Origin of the sequence: Zobellella sp. DQSA1 (assembly GCF_041950555.1) — a bacterium.
Taxonomy (GTDB): domain Bacteria; phylum Pseudomonadota; class Gammaproteobacteria; order Enterobacterales; family Aeromonadaceae; genus Oceanimonas.
Genome location: NZ_CP169531.1, coordinates 1328114 through 1343453, shown reverse-complemented (window position 1 = coordinate 1343453; position 15340 = coordinate 1328114). Strand labels below are relative to the sequence as shown.

Below are 15340 nucleotides of genomic sequence, written 5' to 3'. Positions count from 1 at the left end.
CTACGGGAGTCGGCCGGGCACGTCAAACACTATCTCAAATATCTTTGATTGAAATTTATACGACAAAAAAAGGCGCCCGCAGGCGCCTTCTCATCTTGTGGCCACCGGGCTTATTTGCCGTTGGCAACCCGCTCATGCATTTCCTGCACCGAAATCACCGAGGCGGTGGCATCGTGAGCCATGGCCATGACGGTGGCAAAGGCCCCGTTCAGGGTGGTGGTGTAGGACACCTTCTGGCTCAGAGCACCGCGGCGCAGCTGACGGGAATCCTCGATGGCCTGGCGGCCCTCGGCGGTGTTCACGATATAGCTGTACTCGTTGTTCTTGATGCGATCCAGAATATGAGGACGACCTTCGTGCACCTTGTTCACCAGCCGCGGGTTGATATTGGCCTCGCCCAGCACCACGGCGGTACCGTGGGTCGCATCCAGCTGATAACCGGCTTCCACCAGGCTGGCGGCCAGATCGACCACCCGCTGCTTGTCGCTGTGGCGCACCGACAGCAGGGCCCGCCCTTCCTTCGGCACCGCCTTGCCGGCACCCAGATGGGCCTTGCCGAAGGCTTCGGCGAAGGTCTCGCCCACGCCCATCACCTCGCCGGTGGAGCGCATTTCCGGCCCCAGCAGCGGGTCTACGCCCGGGAACTTGTTGAACGGCAGCACCACTTCCTTGACCGAGTAGTAAGGCGGGATAATTTCCCTGGTCACGCCTTGCTCGGCCAGGGACTTGCCGGCCATCACCCGGGCTGCCACCTTGGCCAGGGCCACGCCGGTAGCCTTGGATACGAAGGGCACGGTACGGGCGGCGCGCGGGTTCACCTCGATGAGATAGATGTCGTTACCCTTGACCGCGAACTGTACGTTCATCAGGCCGACCACGCCCAGCTCCAGGGCCAGCTTGCGCACCTGCTCGCGCATCTCGTCCTGGATGGCCTTGCTCAGGGTGTAAGGCGGCAGGGAGCAACCGGAGTCGCCGGAATGCACACCGGCCTGCTCGATGTGCTCCATGATACCGCCGATAACCACGTCCTTGCCGTCGCAGATGGCGTCGATGTCCACCTCGGTGGCGTCGTCCAGGAAGCGATCCAGCAGCACCGGCGACTCGTTGGACACGCTTACCGCTTCATTGAAGTAACGGCGCAGATCCTGCTCGTCGTAGACGATTTCCATGGCGCGGCCACCCAATACGTAGGAGGGGCGCACTACCAGCGGGTAGCCGATACGTTCGGCAATGGCTACTGCCTGTTCCATCGCGGTCACGGTGCCGTTTTCCGGTTGCTTGAGACCGAGACGCTCTACCGCCTGCTGGAACCGTTCGCGGTCCTCGGCACGGTCGATGGCATCCGGGCTGGTACCGATAATGGGCACTCCGGCCGCTTCCAGGGCCCGGGCCAGTTTCAGCGGGGTCTGGCCGCCGTACTGGACGATGACGCCCTTGGGTTGTTCGACCCGCACAATTTCCAGCACGTCTTCCAGGGTCACCGGCTCGAAGTACAGGCGGTCGGAAGTGTCGTAGTCGGTGGACACGGTTTCGGGGTTACAGTTGACCATGATGGTCTCGAAACCGTCCTCACGCAAGGCGAGCGAGGCATGCACACAACAATAGTCGAACTCGATACCCTGGCCGATGCGGTTGGGACCACCACCCAGAACGATGATCTTGTCCTTGTCGGTGGGGTTGGCCTCACACTCCTCGTCGTAGCTGGAGTACATGTAGGCGGTGTTGGTAGCAAACTCGGCGGCACAGGTATCCACCCGCTTGTACACCGGGAAGATCTCGTGGCGGTGACGCAGTTTACGCACCTCGCCTTCGGCCACGCCCAGCAGCTTGCCGAGGCGCGCATCGGCAAAGCCCTTGCGCTTGAGCGCGCGCAGCAACTCGGGAGTCAGCCCGGCCATGCCCGCTTCTTTTACCTGCTCTTCCAGCTTGACCAGCTCTTCGATCTGCACCAGGAACCAGCGGTCCACGTTGGTGAGCTTGAACACGCCGTCCACGCTCATGCCGGCGCGGAAGGCATCGGCGATGTACCAAATCCGTTCGGCGCCGGGCTCCTGCAACTCGTGACGGATGCGTGCCAGGCTCTCGGGATCGTTCAGATCGACGATGGGATCGAAACCGTGCATGCCGGTTTCCAGGCCGCGCAGGGCCTTCTGTACCGACTCCTGGAAGTTGCGACCGATGGCCATCACCTCGCCCACCGATTTCATCTGGGTGGTCAGACGATCGTTGGCGCCAGCAAATTTTTCGAAGTTGAAGCGCGGCACCTTGGTGACCACGTAGTCGATGGCCGGCTCGAACGAGGCCGGGGTCAAACCGCCGGTGATGTCGTTCTGCAGTTCGTCCAGGGTGTAACCGATGGCCAGCTTGGCCGCGACCTTGGCGATGGGGAAGCCGGTCGCCTTGGAGGCCAGGGCGGAAGAACGGGACACCCGCGGGTTCATCTCGATGATGACCATGCGACCGGTCTTGGGATCTATCCCGAACTGGACGTTGGAACCGCCGGTTTCCACCCCGATTTCGCGCAGCACCGCCATGGAGGCGTTGCGCATCAGCTGGTATTCCTTGTCGGTCAGGGTCTGGGCCGGCGCAACGGTAATGGAGTCACCGGTGTGCACCCCCATGGCGTCGAAATTTTCGATGGCGCAGACGATGATGCAGTTGTCGTTGCGATCCCGCACCACTTCCATCTCGTACTCTTTCCAGCCAATCAGGGATTCGTCGATCAGCAGTTCGCTGGTGGGTGACAGATCCAGACCGCGGGTACAGATTTCCTCGAATTCTTCCCGGTTGTAGGCGATGCCGCCGCCGGTGCCGCCCATGGTAAAGGAGGGACGGATGATGCAGGGGAAACCCACTTCGTCCAGTACCCCGTAGGCTTCGTCCATATTGTGGGCGATGCCGGCACGGGGACACTCCAGGCCGATGCTCTTCATCGCCCGATCGAAACGATAGCGGTCTTCCGCCTTGTCGATGGCGTCGGCGGTGGCGCCGATCATCTCCACGCCGAACTCGGCCAGCACCCCGTGCTTTTCCAGCTCCAGGGCGCAGTTGAGGGCGGTCTGGCCGCCCATGGTGGGCAGCACCGCATCGGGGCGCTCTTTTTCGATGATGCGACGCACCACCTCCCAGTGGATGGGCTCGATATAGGTGGCGTCGGCCATCTCCGGATCGGTCATGATGGTGGCCGGGTTGGAGTTGACCAGGATGACGCGGTAGCCTTCTTCCCGCAGGGCCTTGCAGGCCTGGGCGCCGGAGTAGTCGAATTCACAGGCCTGACCGATCACGATGGGTCCAGCGCCCAGGATCAGAATGCTCTGTATGTCTGTACGTTTTGGCATGACTCTTCCCTACTCCTAATTACGCGCGGTACTGCTTAATCAAATCGATAAAATGGTCGAACAGGTCGGCGGCTTCGTGCGGACCCGGGCTCGCTTCGGGGTGGCCCTGGAAGCTGAAGGCCGGCTTGTCGGTACGGTGAATCCCTTGCAGGGAGTCGTCGAACAGCGACTTGTGGGTCACCCGCACATGGGCCGGCAGGGTGGCTTCGTCCACCGCGAAGCCGTGGTTCTGGCTGGTGATCATCACCACGCCCTTGTCCAGATCCTTGACCGGGTGGTTGGCGCCGTGGTGGCCGAACTTCATCTTGATGGTCCGCGCGCCGCTGGCCAGGCCGAGCAACTGGTGGCCGAGGCAGATACCGAACACCGGCGTGTCGGTCTCGAGAAAGGTCTTGATGGCGCTGATGGCGTAGTCGCAGGGCTCGGGATCGCCGGGGCCATTGGACAGGAAGATGCCGTCCGGATTCATCGCCAGCACCTCGGCGGCCGGGGTTTGGGCCGGCACCACGGTCAGACGGCAGCCGCGATCGACCAGCATGCGCAGGATATTGCGCTTGACGCCGTAGTCGTAGGCCACCACATGGTAGGGCAGCTCGCTCTCGGTCGGCTGGCGGTGACCTTCGCCCAGAGCCCAACTGCCCTCACGCCAGGGGTAGGCTTCGCGGGTGGTCACTTCCTTGGCCAGATCCATGCCTTTCAGGCCGGGGAAGGCACGAGCTTCGGCCAGGGCCTTGGCTTCATCCAGATCCTTGCCGGCCAGGATGCAACCGGCCTGGGCGCCTTTCTCGCGCAGGAGTCGGGTCAGCTTGCGGGTATCGATATCGGCAATACCCACTATGTTATGGGCTTTGAGGTAATCGGACAGCGAGCGCTGGTTGCGGAAGTTAGAGGCGATGATGGGGAGATCGCGAATGATCAGGCCCTGGGCATGGACTTGATCGGACTCTTCGTCTTCAGCATTAGTGCCGGTATTGCCTATATGAGGATAAGTAAGCGTAACGATCTGACGGGAATAGGACGGGTCGGTGAGGATTTCCTGGTATCCCGTCATCGACGTATTGAATACCACTTCACCGACGGAACAACCGTCGGCACCGATGGCTGTACCGCGGAAGACCGAACCGTCTTCCAATACGAGCAGCGCTGAGTGAGTCAAGACAACCTCCAAGTTAATTCTTATAAATCAACAATTTACCTGGCTGTCCCGAGCTGCAGACAAAAAAATTTTACTGCATCTCGGCTAATACTGGGCAAATTCTGCGTATTTTATATAAAAGCGGCGTTTTCGACAAACTTTTTTGACAATGTGACGCCCGGCCGCTCAAGAGCGGCATCAATCTGAATATAAAACCGAAAAAATACCATAAAAAATCACAACCAACGCAACAGCAATGCAAAATATGGCACTGCTTCAATTTATTCAGCAACACCCGAGTGAATCACAAAATTGTTAAATTAAGCTTTATATAACAAAAGCATATGAAACTTCATATAAAAACAATCTTATCCATAAAGGTCCCCGCAGCCCGTTTGGAATGTCTCCACCCGGGCCGCTGAGCTGCATAAAAGCAGATCACTTCAAATTCAGCACATCCTGCATGTCGTACAGTCCCGGCGGCTGTTGGAAAATCCAGGCTGCGGCCCGTACGGCGCCGTTGGCAAAAGTCAGGCGGTTGGATGCCTTATGGGTGATTTCCACCCGTTCGCCGATATCCACGAACATGGCGGTATGTTCACCCACAATGTCGCCGGCCCGCACGGTGGCAAAGCCGATGGTGCTGCGATCCCGCTCGCCGGTGATGCCTTCGCGACCATAAACGGCACACTCGTTAAGGTCACGCCCCAGGGTATCGGCAATGACCTCACCCATGCTGAGCGCCGTCCCTGACGGTGCATCCACCTTGAAACGGTGATGGGCTTCAACGATTTCGATGTCGGTATAATCGCCCATCACCCGGGCCGCCTGCTCCAGCAGCTTGAACACCAGGTTGACACCGACACTGTAGTTGGACGCCATGACCATGGCGGTGTCGGCTGCGGCGGTGTGGATCTCGGCTTTTTGCGCCTCGTCGAAACCGGTGGTACCGATCACCAGTCGCTTGCCGTGGGACCTGGCCAGGGCCATGTTGGCCAGGGTGGCTTCCGGTCGGGTGAAGTCGATGATGACGTCGACCTGGTCGATCACCGCCGCCAGATCGGCGGTCACCACCACCCCGAGCCGTCCCACATTGGCCAGCTCGCCCGCATCCACGCCCAGTACACTGGAACCGGCATGCTCGATGGCGGCGGTCAGGGTGACGCCCTCGGAATGGGTTACGGACTCCACCAGTACCTTGCCCATGCGTCCATTACAGCCGGAGACGGCGATGCGAACCGGATTTGTCATGCTGCTCTTTCCTTATATGTACGATTACCAAGAATAGACACGAAGTGTGCCAGATAAGCGCAAGCTTGCAAATTTTCATGACGCAAACAATGGGCATAAAAAAACCGGCGGCTGCCGGTTTTTTCAGATTCAGGCGATGTCGAGCAGCTCGACTTCGAACACCAGGGTCGAGCAGGGTGGGATGGAACCAGCGCCTTGCTCACCGTAGGCCAGGTGATGGGGTACATAGAGCTTCCACTTGGAGCCGACCGGCATCAGTTGCAGGGCTTCCACCCAGCCTTTAATCACGCCGTTGACCGGGAACTGGGCCGGTTCGCCGCGCAATACGGAGCTGTCGAATACGGAACCATCGATAAAAGTGCCGTGGTAGTGCACACGGACGGTATCGGTAGCGGCAGGCTTGGCACCATCACCCTGAGCCAGTACTTCGTACTGCAGGCCGGACTCGGTTTGTTCCACTTCGGCACGCTCACCATTGGCGGCAAAGAAGGCCGCTTCTTCTTCCTTGGCCTGGCTGGATTGGGCCGATTGCTGTTCCTGCATCCGTTGGGTAATCACCTGGAAGGCACCATTGATATCCTCGCGGGAAACGGCGAAATCAACTCCATTGAGGGCGTCGGCCAGACCCTGTTGAACGGCGGACACTTCCAGCCCTTCGAATGATTGCTGGGCCAGTTGGTCACCGATTTGACGGCCGATACCGTAGCTGGCCTGCTGCTCTACTGTCTCATATGACGACATGACATTCCCTCTGTTTGGGTACAAAAAAGTCATGCTAACAAAATAAGCCGGTCAGCTAAATGGCAAGGTTGCGTGCCTGGCCAATAATGCAGCGCCGCGCACCCCGCCGCTGCCGCCGAACAATGGCGCCACCACCGGAGCCGGTTTGACGCCGGTCATCAGCCAGGCCGGCAAACGGATACCAAGTTCCTGGTAAAGCCAGGCGTATTCACTCAGGCCACCGCCGAGCACCACAACGTCCGGATCGAGCTGGGTCATCAGGGCCCCCAGGCCGGCGGCAAGAATATCCAAGTAAAGGAAAACGCAGCGCCGAGCCGCCGTGTCCCCCTGCCGCCAGGCTTCAATCACCGCTTTGCCGGGCAACACTCGCCCGCTGCAGTGGGCATAGAGCCGGCTCAGACCGGTACCGGAAACATAGGTTTCAAGACAGCCCTGCAAGCCGCAACCACAGTCGAACAGTGGCAACTCGGGGTAACGTTTAAGCAGACCGGCCGGAATGCCACCATGGCCGAACTCGCCGCTGCCGCCGCGACGGCTGTTGACCAGCCGCCCCTGATGGATAAGAGCTCCTCCCACCCCGGTCCCCAGAGTCAGGCCCAGGGCCAGATCGGCGCCAGCCGTCGCCCCCTGATGATACTCGGACAACACAAAGCAGTTGGCGTCGTTGTCCGCATGAACCGGACGCCCTAGCTGTAGCTGCAGATCCCCGCCCAGATCGCGCCCGTGGATCACCGGCACATTGGGTGCCAGCAGGAGACCTTCCCCATCGAGGATGCCGGGAAACCCGACACCGACGCTGCCCAGCCCCCGCCAGCGGCGATCCGCCGTTAGCACCAAGGAGCTCAGCAACTGAAGAAACGCCGGGTAGTCATGCTGAGGAGTGGTGTGAAGGGAACGCTCCCGTTCATTCAGAGCCTCGTCGAAAACGGCGAAAGCGACTTTGCTTCCGCCGATATCAAAGCCGTAGTACATCCTGGGTCCTAGCGACGACAGGCCGGGGTCTTGCCCTGGGCCCTGGCCTGCTGGTACAGGGCCAGGGCATTGGGCATGGCTGCATTCAACTCCTGCGTCCGGCTGCCGTGGGAAGGGTGGGTAGAGAGCAGCTCCGGCGGTTGCTGGCCGGAGGATGCGGCCGACATATTGCGCCAAAGCGCTATGGACTCTTCCGGATTAAAACCGGCTCGGGCCATCAGTTCCAGTCCCAATCGATCGGCTTCACTTTCCTGCTCCCGGCCATAAGGCAGCAGGTAACCCACCTGCACCCCCAGCCCCAGGGCCGCCATGGCCGGCTGGCGCAGACCAGACTGACCCAGGGCCATGTCAGCGGCGCTCAGCCCAAGGTTGCTGAGCTGGGTACGGGATACTCGTTCGTTACTGTGCCTGGCCAGGACATGGGCGATTTCGTGGCCGACCACGGCCGCGACCTGGTCCTGGTTCTTGGCCACCTTGAGCAGGCCGCTGTAGACCCCGATCTTGCCGCCGGGCAAGGCAAAGGCATTGACCTGGGGTGAGTCAAAGACCACTACTTCCCACTGGCTCTGCCCGAAACCGGCGGGGATCTCGGCCACCAGTCGGTTGCTGATACACTGGAGGTAGCCGGTATCCGCCCTGTTGCTGCTGATTTTTTCCTGCTCCTTGATCTGGGTAAAGGAGGCCTCTCCGAGCTGTTGCATTTCCGTTTCGGAAAACAGCAATACCTGGCTGCGCCCGGTAGGTGACTGAGCACAACCAAGCAAGAGTCCAAAAAAGGTGAGTATAAGAATTGGACGCACAACAATAACCTCATCAGCAAACAATGAACTATGCCTGTTCTTTTAGCATAAAGCAGGTGAATAAGGCAGCCTGCTTGTATACATGGCTATTCAGGCATCGTGCTCAGGGCTGACCTGACCCGCACTCTCCAGCGTCTTGTCCGAGAGCAGCCACAGGGTGAACTTGTGCAGCTCCGGATGCTGGGCCAGAGCCACCAGAAAAGCCCCCCCCACTTCCCGATAGCCCAGCTCGTAATTTTTCAGGGTGGTGGGAGGCACCTGGAGCAGCTCAGCAAACTTGGGGCGGCTGAGCCCCATTGCTTCGCGGATTTGCCGGATTTTCTTTCCGACCAAACTGGTGTCAGGGTTCATAACCTTGCTACTCCTATCCTATCGAAAAATCCCGATAACAACCGGTACAACATGTATATTAGTTTAACACCAGTGAAGAGACTCGTTATGAACTGGTCAATCTTTGACAAAAATAAATCAAGAATAGACTCAAGCAAGGCCACTCAAGGTGGCGTTATGCGCATTCGAAATGCAAAAGCTGCGACAAATTTAGCCCGCCCCCCCACCCTCCAGCTTGTGAGACGGGTCAAAAACCGCTACTCTTGGTGTCGTGCGGGTACGCTGATTGGGATATTGGAGTCCACACCGGACAGTCCCAAAAAAACTAAAATATCAAAGGACTTCCCGCACTGCACTGGCTGAACAGGCCGGTGGAACATTTATTTCGGCACCGCCGAGTTCTCATAAAATGAGGAAGACAAAATGAAAAAGACAGTGGCTCCTTCTCTGATCGCAATTGCCTTGGCAACTGCTGGTGTTTCTGCTGGCGTGCAGGCCAACGACTGGTACCTGGGCGCCGGCGCTGGTTACGCTCACTACGAAGATCTCAAGCGCGATGTTCCGGGTGCCAGCAACGACCGTGAAGCCATCAGCGTCTTCACCGGTTACAACTTCAATCAGTATTTCGGTGCCGAGTTTGGCTTCAACCACTTCAGTGGTACCGTTGATACTCAGGCCCTGAACCTGTCCGCCATCGGCCGCCTGCCCCTGGGCAACCAGTTCTCCGTATTCGGCGAGCTGGGTGCTCTGGGTTGGGATTCCGACCGTGGCGAGGGCAAACGAGGTGTTTCTCCCCTGGCCGGTCTGGGTGCAACCTACCGAGCTTCCGATCTGGTTGATGTGCAGCTGCGCTACCGCCGCATCGAAGATATGGGCCGCGTTGCCCAGAACGGTTTCGAAACCGACGTCAACAACGTAATGCTGGAACTGGTACTGCACCCGAACCGCGGCACTCCCGCCCCGGCCCCGGTTGCTCCCGTAGCTCCCCAGCCTGCTCCTGAAGTCACCTACGAAACCCGTACCGTGACCGCCGACGGCTCCATCTACTTCGCCTTCGACAAGTCGGATTTGTCCGCCGAATCTCGTGCGACCCTGGACGAAGTAGCCCGTTTTGCCCAGCAAAACCCCGACTACCAGGTTGAACTGGCCGGTTATGCCGACCGTCTGGGTACCGCCGAATACAACCGCCGCCTGTCCGAGCGCCGTGCCATGGCTGCCAAGGACTACCTGGTTCAGCGTGGTGTCGCTGCCCAGAACATCCAGACCGCCTGGTACGGCAGCGAGCTGGCCGAAGGCGTGACCGATGCCGAGCGTCAGCGCGACCGCCGCGTGGATGCCAAGGCCCAGGCCACCATCCAGGTAGAAATCATCGAATAACATCGTTATTCGACGGTGTCCAAAACGGCTCTGCGGAGCCGTTTTTTATTTTTCGCATTCCAACGACCGTGGCATACTGGAACTCTTTGACTTGCGGGTCCATTACCATGCCTTGCTACTGCGACAATCCACAGCCTTTCAGCCTCTGCTGCGAGCCCCTGCTGCAAGGCGAGCCTGCATCGACACCGCTGGCCCTGATGCGCTCCCGCTACAGCGCTTACCGGCTGGGCCTGGGGGACTATCTGGTACAGAGCTGGCACCCGGATACCCTGGGCACCCTGGATGCCGAGACGCTTCGTCGCTCCGGGCTGGATACCGAATGGCTGGGACTCACCATCGTCTTTGCCCGGGGCACCCCGGACGATGAGGAAGGCGAGGTCGAGTTCAAAGTACGCTACCGGGAAAACGGGCGGGTGGTGGTGCTGCACGAACGCTCCCGTTTCCTGCGCCATCAGAACCGCTGGGTCTATCACTCGGGTCAGTTCAATCCGGCCAAGATAAGTGCCAATCAGCCCTGCCCCTGCGGTGGCAGCAAAAAATACAAGCAGTGCTGTGCCCGGCACTGATTCGACCGACTTTTTAAACCTGAATAGAAACATTATAATGGAACGAAAAATACTGCTGACCCATTGTCCCGATGCCAAGGGGCTGATCTCCAAGATCACCAATATCTGCTACAAGCACCAGCTCAATATCATCCGCAACGATGAATTCGTGGACTACGACAACGGCCATTTCTTTATGCGCACCGAGCTGGAAGGGATCTTCAACGATCACACCCTGCACGCCGATCTGGACGATGCCCTGCCCCAGGGCAGCCAGCGTCGTCTGGTCCCGGCCGGCAGCAAACGGGTCGTGATCCTGGTCACCAAGGAAGCCCATTGCCTGGGTGATATCCTGATGAAGCGCTACGCCGGTGCCATGAACATCGACATCGCCGCCGTGGTAGGCAACTACGACACCCTGGCCAGCCTGACCGAAAAATTCGATATTCCCTATCATACCGTCTCCCATGAAGGGCTGAACCGGGCCGAACACGAGCAGCGGCTTGCGGACATCATCGACCGCTACCAGCCGGAGTATGTGGTGCTGGCCAAATACATGCGCATCCTGAGCCCCGAGTTCGTGGCCCGCTACCGCCAGCGCATTATCAACATCCACCACTCCTTCCTGCCCGCCTTCGTCGGCGCCAGTCCCTATCGCCAGGCCTATGAGCGCGGCGTGAAGATGATCGGCGCCACCGCCCACTTCGTCACCGACGATCTGGACGAAGGCCCCATCATCGAGCAGGACGTCACCCACGTGAACCATACCTTCTCCGCCCAGGACATGGCCAAGGCCGGCCGGGACGTGGAAAAATCGGTACTGAGCCGGGCGCTCAACCTGGTGCTGGAGGAAAAGGTCTTCGTCTACGGCAACAAGACGGTGGTGTTCAAGTAACAGGCCCTTCGGGCAACGTTAAGCCATAAGCTGTAAGCCGGACTTTTAGTCACAAGTCCGGCCGTCTGATTTAACACAGGGAAGAGGCAACAGCGCCACCTCCGCCGGCACGCCGCTAGTACGTCCATGTAGGCTCGCACATGCCGAATGTCGCGGGAACCGCTTCGCGATGCTGGCGGCGGTGCAAGGCGTGCCGGAGGAGTAGTGTCCTTTGGCCGACGTTTGGTGCCTTATCATCAACAAACACTTCTGACCAAGGGACAGGCCTAAAGCTGCTATTTGTGGCTCTTCTTAAAGGCCGCCTTCTGCTCGGGCGTGGCCTCTTGCTGGTATTTCGCCTTCCATTCCTCGTAGGGCATGCCGTACACCCGCTCCCGGGCCTGATCGTAGTCCATCTCCAGCCCGCGCTCTTCGGCGGCGGCCAGGTACCACTTGCTCAGGCAGTTGCGACAGAAACCGGCCAGGTTCATCAGATCGATGTTTTGCACATCCTTGCGCTTGTCCAGGTGCGCCAGCAGGGCGCGGAAGGCGGCGGCTTCCAGCTCGATTTGGGTTTGCTTGTCCATTCTCTTCTCCATTGGGGTCGGTTAGTGCCATTATAACGGCATCACCTCGCAACGACACAGGCAAGTCCATGAACCGCAGCCACTTCTTCGCCCATATGGCACGCATGAAACTGATCCAGCGCTGGCCGCTGATGCGTAACGTCGAGCCGGAGAACGTCGCCGAGCACAGCCTGCAGGTGGCCATGGTGGCCCACGCCCTGGCGGTGATCCGCAACACTTGCTTCAACGGCAAGTTGGATCCGGCCCAGGCGGCCATGCGCGCCCTCTTCCACGATGCCAGTGAGGTACTGACCGGTGACCTGCCCACTCCGGTGAAGTATTTCAACGAGGATATCGCCCGGGCCTACAAGGACATCGAGAAGAACGCCGAAGCCACTCTGCTGAAGATGCTCCCCGCCGAACTGCAGGCCGCCTACAGGCCCCTGCTCAGCAGCCCGCCGGACGACGACTACGGCCAGTTGGTCAAGGCAGCGGATGTCCTCTGTGCCCTGCTCAAGTGCGAGGAGGAGCTCACCGCCGGCAATCGTGAATTCGCCCCGGCCAGGAAACGGCTCACCGCCATGCTGGAGCAGCGGATGAACGAGGAGATCCGCTATTTTCTCGAGGTTTTCGTACCCAGCTTTTCCCTGTCCCTGGACGAGATCTCGGCGCCGGAGTTCTAAGATCTCCCTACCCCTTGCGCTCTATCCAGAGGATAACCTCACCGACCCTGAAGCCCCACTTGCTCATCTCGGCCCGGTTGATCAGCCGGTCTTCATCGAGCAGGTACATCCAGTCGTTAAAGTCGAGGTGCCATACCCGGCCATCCACCGGCACCGCCAGAGTATAGCGCCAGTTGAGGGCGAAGCCCCGGGTTTGGCCAGCGCCGGGCCGGACCACGTCGGCGGCAGTGCCGCCATAACGACCGCCAGGCCCCTTCTCCAGATACCAGATCCGACGCTGGGTTTCACCATCGTCATAAACGAAGTCCTCCTCCAGTACGCCCTCGTTGCCGTCCCAGCGACCAATCATATCCACCTTGAAGCGGCGCAGTACCTTGCCCGACCTATCCTGCACCATGCCGTAGGCGACCAGTTCCCCCTCGAAGAAGCGCTCCAGCTCGAAGGCCGGTGTGGTCTCGCCGTAATCGTCGATGGTGCTGCCACAGGACATCAGCAGCAGGCTCACCGCCACTATCAGTAGCTTCATTTCAATTCCCTTTTAGCTGGCGGGTCAGGGCCGGATCCCGGCTGTCCGGCGACAACCAGATGGCCAGGAAAGCAGGGGCGAATTCCGGATCAACTATTTCCCCCAGCAGCTGCCAGTTGAAATAGAAGCGGCTGACGCCATCTTTATCTGCCCGCAGCACCAGTTCGTCCCGCTTGCGTACCGAGGGCCAGAGCCGGCTCAGTTGCTGCTGCCACTCGGGCTTCCAGTCCACCCCCAGCCGGCGCCACTCCTCGACGGTTGCATTCAACAGGTCTTCCTGCCTGATGTCCCGCTGGTAGTGCAAGGCCAGGGCCTGGGGAAAATCACCGGGCCGGTAGCGACCGTCGCCGCTGTAAAAGCGGGCCTGATAAAGATCCCAGAACAGCCAGCGCATCTTGCCTTCCCCCACCAGGGTCAGGTCCGAGAGCGGGCTGGCCCAGACGGGCACAGCCAGAAACAAGAGTATCGGCAGCCATTTTTTCATCGTTATTCCCTCCTTAAACGCTGATCCAGCCGCACCAGCAGCGGCAGCAGGGCCGCCCAGACCAGCACCAGAATGGCGGAGCTGGCCCAGAAGCCGAGCGGCAGCTGTACCGCGCCCAGCCTCCAGCCGGCGAGGTAGGATGAAGCCCCGGCCAGGGCACCGGTGAGCGCCAGCAGCCAGGGGGAAAAACGACGCAGCCAGACCAGGCTGTGCCCCAGGGTCAGCACGAATCCCGCCCACAGCATCATGAGCCACCAGGGCGGATGTTCGAAAGCGAAGACCCCGGACCACACCAGACCGCCATCGACGGCCAGTCCCAGCAGCGCCAGCGAGAGCACCCGGCTATCGGCCCGACGACTGGGCGTGAATAAAAAATGCATTGCCAGCAGCAAGACGGTCAGCACCAGCCAACGGTTCTGTCCGGCCACCGCCAGCAGCCAAAAGCCCTCGAAGGCTAGCAGTTGAATCCATTGCCATCTGGACATGCCCGTGCTCCCGGTTTGGCCGCCTCGAAATGCACCAGGCCGATACTTCCCTCGCGGAAGCCGCCCTCGCAATAGGCGAAATAGAAAGCCCAGAGACGATGGAAATCCTGGCCATAGCCCAGTGCCTTCAGCCGCGCTTCCGCCTGGCGGAAACGCTCGGCCCAGATTTTCAGGGTCTCGGCATAATGCAGGCCGTAATCATGTAGTCGGGTCAGGCTCATGTCAGTCTGCTCCCTCAGGTGCCGGTACATCTCGCTGACCGAGGGCAGGCAGCCTCCGGGGAAGATATAGCGCTGAATGAAATCCACTCCCTTGCGGTACTGGTCGTAACGCCGATCGGTAATGGTGATGGCCTGGATCAGCATTCGGCCATCGGACTTGAGCAAGCGATCCAAAGTGCGGAAGTAGGTGGGCAGGTACCGATGTCCCACCGCCTCTATCATCTCCACCGAAACCAGCTTGTCATACCGGCCCCGGAGATCCCGGTAATCGTCAAGTAACAGCGTCACCCTGTCCTCCAGCCCTTCCCGCGCCACTCGTGCCCGGGCATGCTCGAACTGGGCCCGGGACAAGGTGGTGCTGGTCACCCGGCAGCCGTAAAATTTTGCGGCAAAGCAGGCCAGGCCGCCCCAGCCGGTACCAATCTCCAGCAGGTGATCGGACGCCTTGAGTTCCAGCCGATCGCAGATAAGCCGCAGCTTGTGCTCCTGGGCCTGCTCCAGGGTGGCGCCGGGACCGGGAAATACCGCCGAGGAGTACTGCATCAGGGGATCCAGAAACAGCTCGTACATCTCGTTGCCCAGATCATAATGGGCGGCGATATTGGCCCGGCTGCCGGCCCGGGAGTTGCGATTGCGCCGGTGCCGGATCTTGTGCCAGGGGGTAGTCAACCAGCCCAGGCGCCGTTCCAGTCCGTCGAGCACCTGCAGATTGCGGGCAAAGAGGCGTACCAAGGCAGTAAGATCCGGGCTGTGCCAGCCTCCTTCCACCCAGGATTCCGCCGCGCCTATGCTGCCGCCCGTCATCAGCCTGCGATAGAAGCGGGGATCGAGCACGCGGATGCAGGCCTGCAGTTCGCCGCCCCGGTCACCGAATTCGAACCGGTCCTCGCCGTCCAGCACGGTCAGGCCGCCCCCCTTCAGGCCGGACAGCAGGGAAAACGCCAGGCGACGTGCCCAACGCTCCAGCCGGCGGGGTTCTGACATCATCAAGGTCGTTTCCATAAGGCTTCCT

The 15340-nt window shown here is 60.0% G+C and carries 16 protein-coding genes; 4 read left to right on the top strand and 12 right to left on the bottom strand.

What is annotated here, in order from left to right:
- Nucleotides 1-110 precede the first annotated feature (110 nt).
- From carB to ACEVBK_RS06500, 7 genes are all read right to left on the bottom strand, one after another.
- Entirely contained in the window at nucleotides 111-3338 is a 3228-nt protein-coding gene (gene carB / locus ACEVBK_RS06530; protein WP_375057789.1) for a carbamoyl-phosphate synthase large subunit, read from the bottom strand.
- A gap of 19 nt (nucleotides 3339-3357) precedes the next feature.
- A complete protein-coding gene (gene carA, locus ACEVBK_RS06525; RefSeq protein WP_375057788.1) occupies nucleotides 3358-4494 on the bottom strand; it encodes a glutamine-hydrolyzing carbamoyl-phosphate synthase small subunit in 1137 nt (378 codons plus the stop codon).
- Between the two features lie 417 nt (nucleotides 4495-4911).
- Nucleotides 4912-5724 carry a 4-hydroxy-tetrahydrodipicolinate reductase gene (gene dapB, locus ACEVBK_RS06520; protein WP_375057787.1) on the bottom strand — a complete coding sequence of 271 codons (813 nt, stop codon included), beginning with the start codon at nucleotides 5722-5724 and terminating at the stop codon, nucleotides 4912-4914.
- 129 nt (nucleotides 5725-5853) lie between these two features.
- Nucleotides 5854-6465, bottom strand: coding sequence for an FKBP-type peptidyl-prolyl cis-trans isomerase (locus ACEVBK_RS06515; protein ID WP_375057786.1), 612 nt, complete (start codon nucleotides 6463-6465; stop codon nucleotides 5854-5856).
- Between the two features lie 51 nt (nucleotides 6466-6516).
- On the bottom strand, nucleotides 6517-7437 hold the full coding sequence (locus ACEVBK_RS06510) for an ROK family protein (protein ID WP_375057785.1): 921 nt from the start codon (nucleotides 7435-7437) through the stop codon (nucleotides 6517-6519).
- Between the two features lie 8 nt (nucleotides 7438-7445).
- Complete coding sequence (locus ACEVBK_RS06505) at nucleotides 7446-8243, bottom strand: M48 family metallopeptidase (protein WP_375058523.1); 798 nt, start codon at nucleotides 8241-8243, stop codon at nucleotides 7446-7448.
- A gap of 84 nt (nucleotides 8244-8327) precedes the next feature.
- Nucleotides 8328-8588, bottom strand: a complete 261-nt coding sequence (locus tag ACEVBK_RS06500; RefSeq protein WP_375057784.1) for a helix-turn-helix domain-containing protein — start codon at nucleotides 8586-8588, stop codon at nucleotides 8328-8330.
- Between the two features lie 402 nt (nucleotides 8589-8990).
- Between ACEVBK_RS06500 and ACEVBK_RS06495 the strand changes: the two genes are divergently transcribed.
- From ACEVBK_RS06495 to purU, 3 genes are all read left to right on the top strand, one after another.
- A complete protein-coding gene (locus ACEVBK_RS06495) occupies nucleotides 8991-9944 on the top strand; it encodes an OmpA family protein (RefSeq protein WP_375057783.1) in 954 nt (317 codons plus the stop codon).
- Between the two features lie 107 nt (nucleotides 9945-10051).
- Nucleotides 10052-10510 (top strand): YchJ family protein, encoded by a 459-nt coding sequence (locus tag ACEVBK_RS06490; RefSeq protein ID WP_375057782.1) that lies wholly within the window; start codon nucleotides 10052-10054, stop codon nucleotides 10508-10510.
- A 37-nt stretch (nucleotides 10511-10547) separates the two neighbouring features.
- Nucleotides 10548-11384, top strand: a complete 837-nt coding sequence (purU, locus tag ACEVBK_RS06485) for a formyltetrahydrofolate deformylase (RefSeq protein WP_375057781.1) — start codon at nucleotides 10548-10550, stop codon at nucleotides 11382-11384.
- A 275-nt stretch (nucleotides 11385-11659) separates the two neighbouring features.
- Here purU and ACEVBK_RS06480 read toward each other — a convergent pair whose 3' ends face one another.
- A complete protein-coding gene (locus ACEVBK_RS06480) occupies nucleotides 11660-11950 on the bottom strand; it encodes a DUF1244 domain-containing protein (RefSeq protein WP_375057780.1) in 291 nt (96 codons plus the stop codon).
- 68 nt (nucleotides 11951-12018) lie between these two features.
- Between ACEVBK_RS06480 and yfbR the strand changes: the two genes are divergently transcribed.
- On the top strand, nucleotides 12019-12612 hold the full coding sequence (yfbR, locus tag ACEVBK_RS06475; protein WP_375057779.1) for a 5'-deoxynucleotidase: 594 nt from the start codon (nucleotides 12019-12021) through the stop codon (nucleotides 12610-12612).
- A 7-nt stretch (nucleotides 12613-12619) separates the two neighbouring features.
- Here the strand turns inward: yfbR and ACEVBK_RS06470 are convergent, their stop codons facing one another.
- The 4 genes from ACEVBK_RS06470 to ACEVBK_RS06455 are packed head-to-tail and all read right to left on the bottom strand — an operon-like array spanning nucleotide 12620 to nucleotide 15330.
- Complete coding sequence (locus ACEVBK_RS06470) at nucleotides 12620-13138, bottom strand: DUF3833 domain-containing protein (RefSeq protein ID WP_375057777.1); 519 nt, start codon at nucleotides 13136-13138, stop codon at nucleotides 12620-12622.
- Nucleotide 13139: 1 nt separating this feature from the next.
- Entirely contained in the window at nucleotides 13140-13622 is a 483-nt protein-coding gene (locus tag ACEVBK_RS06465) for a chalcone isomerase family protein (RefSeq protein WP_375057776.1), read from the bottom strand.
- A 2-nt stretch (nucleotides 13623-13624) separates the two neighbouring features.
- Nucleotides 13625-14107 (bottom strand): DUF2878 domain-containing protein, encoded by a 483-nt coding sequence (locus tag ACEVBK_RS06460; RefSeq protein ID WP_375057775.1) that lies wholly within the window; start codon nucleotides 14105-14107, stop codon nucleotides 13625-13627.
- Nucleotides 14077-15330 carry a class I SAM-dependent methyltransferase gene (locus ACEVBK_RS06455; RefSeq protein WP_375057774.1) on the bottom strand — a complete coding sequence of 418 codons (1254 nt, stop codon included), beginning with the start codon at nucleotides 15328-15330 and terminating at the stop codon, nucleotides 14077-14079. The genes ACEVBK_RS06460 and ACEVBK_RS06455 overlap by 31 nt, the downstream gene beginning before the upstream one ends.
- Nucleotides 15331-15340 lie beyond the last annotated feature (10 nt).

Bases quoted from the DNA above. Each gene is read 5' to 3' on its own strand.
- carB (WP_375057789.1), bottom strand. From the start codon at position 3,338: ATGCCAAAACGTACAGACATACAGAGCATTCTGATCCTGGGCGCTGGA.
- dapB (WP_375057787.1), bottom strand. From the start codon at position 5,724: ATGACAAATCCGGTTCGCATCGCCGTCTCCGGCTGTAATGGACGCATG.
- ACEVBK_RS06515 (WP_375057786.1), bottom strand. From the start codon at position 6,465: ATGTCGTCATATGAGACAGTAGAGCAGCAGGCCAGCTACGGTATCGGC.
- ACEVBK_RS06510 (WP_375057785.1), bottom strand. From the start codon at position 7,437: ATGTACTACGGCTTTGATATCGGCGGAAGCAAAGTCGCTTTCGCCGTT.
- ACEVBK_RS06500 (WP_375057784.1), bottom strand. From the start codon at position 8,588: ATGAACCCTGACACCAGTTTGGTCGGAAAGAAAATCCGGCAAATCCGC.
- ACEVBK_RS06495 (WP_375057783.1), top strand. From the start codon at position 8,991: ATGAAAAAGACAGTGGCTCCTTCTCTGATCGCAATTGCCTTGGCAACT.
- ACEVBK_RS06490 (WP_375057782.1), top strand. From the start codon at position 10,052: ATGCCTTGCTACTGCGACAATCCACAGCCTTTCAGCCTCTGCTGCGAG.
- purU (WP_375057781.1), top strand. From the start codon at position 10,548: ATGGAACGAAAAATACTGCTGACCCATTGTCCCGATGCCAAGGGGCTG.
- ACEVBK_RS06480 (WP_375057780.1), bottom strand. From the start codon at position 11,950: ATGGACAAGCAAACCCAAATCGAGCTGGAAGCCGCCGCCTTCCGCGCC.
- yfbR (WP_375057779.1), top strand. From the start codon at position 12,019: ATGAACCGCAGCCACTTCTTCGCCCATATGGCACGCATGAAACTGATC.
- ACEVBK_RS06470 (WP_375057777.1), bottom strand. From the start codon at position 13,138: ATGAAGCTACTGATAGTGGCGGTGAGCCTGCTGCTGATGTCCTGTGGC.
- ACEVBK_RS06465 (WP_375057776.1), bottom strand. From the start codon at position 13,622: ATGAAAAAATGGCTGCCGATACTCTTGTTTCTGGCTGTGCCCGTCTGG.
- ACEVBK_RS06460 (WP_375057775.1), bottom strand. From the start codon at position 14,107: ATGTCCAGATGGCAATGGATTCAACTGCTAGCCTTCGAGGGCTTTTGG.
- ACEVBK_RS06455 (WP_375057774.1), bottom strand. From the start codon at position 15,330: ATGGAAACGACCTTGATGATGTCAGAACCCCGCCGGCTGGAGCGTTGG.